2 protein-coding genes and 1 pseudogene are annotated in these 3,751 nt (G+C 65.1%); all 3 read left to right on the top strand.

The genetic code is table 11. The features are described from left to right. On the top strand, window positions 1-1,986 hold a 1,986-nt coding region (locus tag WBQ44_RS03125; protein WP_495565279.1), incomplete at its 5' end, for a phosphoribosyltransferase domain-containing protein. Window positions 1,987-2,021: 35 nt separating this feature from the next. Continuing rightward, complete coding sequence (locus WBQ44_RS03120; RefSeq protein WP_495565280.1) at window positions 2,022-2,801, top strand: HAD family hydrolase; 780 nt, start codon at window positions 2,022-2,024, stop codon at window positions 2,799-2,801. 138 nt (window positions 2,802-2,939) lie between these two features. Further along, window positions 2,940-3,751 (top strand): annotated as a pseudogene (locus WBQ44_RS03115) (hypothetical protein); the annotation flags it as partial.

The following is a 3,751-nucleotide window of genomic DNA, read 5'->3' as shown; positions in this document are numbered from 1 at the left end:
GCCGAATTCCAGGAGGGCCACTCGCACGCGACGGACCACCGGCTACTGCCCACGTCGCCGAACGTCATGGCCGATCCCTTTCCGCTCGTCCTCGTCGACGACGAGATCTCCACGGGAAAAACGGCTTTGGAGGCGGTTCGCTCGATCCACGCGGTCACCCCTCGTGCGCACTACGTCATCGCCTCGCTCGTCGACATGAGAGCGCCCGAGCACCTCGATGCATCCGACGCCGTTGCCGAGGAACTGGGAGTCGTCATCGACAGCGTCAGTCTCGCGCAGGGAAGCGTCGAGCTCGCGCCGGGACTCGTCGACACGGTCGTGGCCCTGCCGGACCCGCAGTACAACCCTGTCGGCGATCGACGGGGTTCGATCACGCGGGTCGACGTGGGCTGGCCCGCAGCCGTTCCCGACGGCGGACGTCACGGTTTTCTCGCCGTCGACACACCGTCGTTCGAAGCGGCCGTCGCCGAAGCAGTGCGCGTCGTCGACACCGCTATCGCTCCCGACCGTGCCGTGGTCGTACTCGGCCACGAAGAGCTGATGTACCTGCCACTACGTCTCGCGGTTCAGCTGGGTGAACGCGGCCACTACGCTCTGTACCAAACCACAACGCGTTCACCGGCTTACGTCATGGACGAGCCGGGTTATCCGCTGCGCAGGGGGTTTCAGTTCCGCGCACCCGAGGCGGGTGAGGACGAGTACCGCTACGCCTACAACGCGGTGGGGGCCGCCGATGCCCTGCTCATTTTGGTGGTCGATTCGCCCGCCGACACCGATCGGCTCGTCGGCCCCGGCAGCGTGACCGACGTACTCGCGGCGTCGGGATCCGACGTGCTCGTCGTCGTGGTCACCGGAGCCGATCCGGTGGTATTGACGGTGTCGAGACGAGCCGAGCCCCTGACCGGTCCCGACTTCGGATCCTATGCGCCCCACGAGGTCACCTGGCTGCTGAAGGATTTATCAGCGATGGCTCTCGAGGCGGACATCACCGAACGGGAGAAGAAGATCCAGGCGGGAACCGCGCATTACGCGGAGTCGCTACCCGTCGAGTATCAACCCGACGCGGCGTACCGAGAACTGTTCGAGAAGGTGTTGCACGAGAGCGCCGAACGCCTGGCGCACGCGGTGGGTGCGGTCACCGAGCTGGTTCTGGCCGAGCGTGGACACGACATCGTTCTCGCTTCGCTGGCCCGCGCGGGTACACCCGTCGGCATCCTTATGCGCCGGTGGGCCCACGAGATGCACGGTCTCGAACTACCGCACTACGCGGTGTCCATCGTCCGTGATCGCGGCATCGACGCAGTGGCGTTGCGCTATCTCGCCGATCATCACGATTCCCGGTCGGTGGTGTTCGTCGACGGATGGACCGGCAAAGGCGCTATCGCCCGGGAACTGTCGGCGGCGCTGGCCGAGTTCGAGTACGCGGAGTTCGACGGCGACCTGGCCGTACTCGCCGATCCGGGGCACTGCGCCCGCACCTATGGCACCCGAGACGATTTCCTGATTGCTTCGGCGTGTCTCAATTCGACAGTCTCTGGCCTGGTTTCGCGAACGGTGCTCAATGGCGACCTCATCCGAGACGGCGACTTCCACGGCGCGAAATACTATGTCGAGCTCGCCCCCGAAGATGTGTCGAACCACCTACTGGACACCGTCGCCGCACGATTTGCCGACGTTCGCGAGGACGTGTCGAAGGCGACAGCCGAACTGATCGCCTCGGACCGGACACCGACGTGGACCGGCTGGGCGTCGGTCGAGAAGGTGCGGGAACAATTCGGCATCTCGCACGTCAACTTTGTCAAACCGGGAGTGGGCGAGACGACGAGGGTGTTGTTGCGCCGAGTGCCCTGGCGGGTGTTGGTGCGCGACGCCGATGCCCCTGAGCACGAACACATTCGAATGTTGGCCGCTACGAGGGGAGTACCCGTCGAAGAGGTTTCCGACCTGGCATACTCCTGCATGGGTCTGATCAAGGACGTCACGTGAAACCCGCACTCATCTCGGTGGACCTGGACCGCACGATGATCTATTCCTCTGCAGCGCTGGGTTTCCCGATCGACGAGTCCGTCGTGTGCGTCGAAATGTACGACGGCGGGCCACTGTCCTACATGACGCTCACCGCGGCCAACCGACTCCGCGCACTCACCGACTCGGCTGTCGTGGTGCCGACGACGACCCGCACCATCGAGCAGTTCGAGCGCATCGACCTGCCCGGCGCCCCGTGGCGCTATGCCATCACCAGCAACGGGGGAAACATCCTCGTCGACGGCGTGCCTGATCGAAGATGGCGTGAGCGCTTCGCCGACATCGAACTCGACATGATTCGCGGCGAACTGAAGTCGAGGGCCGACGGCGACTGGGTGCTCAAGCGTCGATCGGCCGACGAGTTGTTCTGCTACCTCGTCGTCGAACCCACGCAGGTACCCGACGGTTTCCTCACCGAGTGGTCGCAGTGGTGTGCGCAGCGCGGCTGGAACGTCTCACAGCAGGGTCGCAAGATCTACACGATGCCCGACGTGGTCTGCAAGAGCCGTGCGGTCGCGGAGGTGCGCTCGCGGTGCATCGACGACGGTGTCCTCGACACGTCGGCGCTGACGCTCGCAGCGGGCGACGGCGCTCTCGACGCCGAAATGCTCATCGCAGCCGATCGCGCCGTCCGTCCCCGACACGGGGAGCTCGAGCTTCTGAACTTTCAGCAGGACAATCTCGACGTCACCGCATCGTCGGGCGGCAGGGCAGGCGAAGAGATACTCGAATGGCTCGCGCGGCAGATCAGCCCGGAATCGGTGTCCGAGGCCTGAGAGCACGACGCGCACCGCGTCGGGGGAACCGAAGCGCCGACCGTTGCGTCCAACAGATCAAGGGGTTGGACACACAGGGGGTAGCCGAGTGCGTGCATTGTGGGATTTGTTCGGTCGTACGCAAGCCGAGGATCTGCAGTGAATCCTGAGCTGATGGCCACCGAGGATGTGCCGGGTCAACTGGACAGGCTCGGGCACGTTCTACGGACCGCCCAGGCAAACGACACCCGGTTCGTCCAACAGTTCGCCGATGCGATCGAACGGAGCATCGCGACGAAGGCGGGTTACGCAGCACAATTCGACTCCATCACGGTCGGCGACGATCCGTTCGACGTCATGTCGCACGAAGACATCTGGGAGCGGGCATCGAAGCTCGATCCCGAAACCGTCGATCGGACGGCTTCCAACTGGCGCACGCTCGGATTCACTGCAGCGGAGGACGCCGCACAGTTCGGCAACGAACTGGCCAAAGTCATCGGCACTCAGTGGCAGGGTTCCGCGGCAACCGCTGCCGGACTCGGAGTTCAGCGGTACGCCAACTCCTCCCTCGACTTGATGCTCGCGTCCGAACAACTCGCACGCAAGGTCATGGAGTCACACGCCGGTGTCACTAGCGTGAAGCAGACCCTGCCACCGCCGGTGCCGTACGCGGGCGGCGAAAAGCTACTCGACGCGCTCACATGGGGTGCGCGAGCCGTGGGCCTGGGCGACATCAAGAGCGTGCAGCACATGCACGAGGAAGCCGAGGAGGCGGCGCGGACGGTGATGAAGACGCAGTACGCGCCGGTGATCCGGCAGGCGGCTGTGCAGGTGCCTCTACTTCCGCACGCGCTCGACCCGATGAGCGGGTCGAGCGGTTCTGCGGCCGACGGATACTCCAGCGCCGGATCCGCCTACGGCCCGCACTCGCAGGGCGCCCTGTCGCGGGGCGCGCTTGTGCACGACACTGC

It is taken from the genome of Rhodococcus sp. (in: high G+C Gram-positive bacteria), from assembly GCF_049591685.1.
Classification (GTDB): domain Bacteria; phylum Actinomycetota; class Actinomycetes; order Mycobacteriales; family Mycobacteriaceae; genus Rhodococcoides.
The sequence above is the reverse complement of the archived record's forward strand: the minus strand, read 5'-3'. Positions and strand labels throughout refer to the sequence as shown.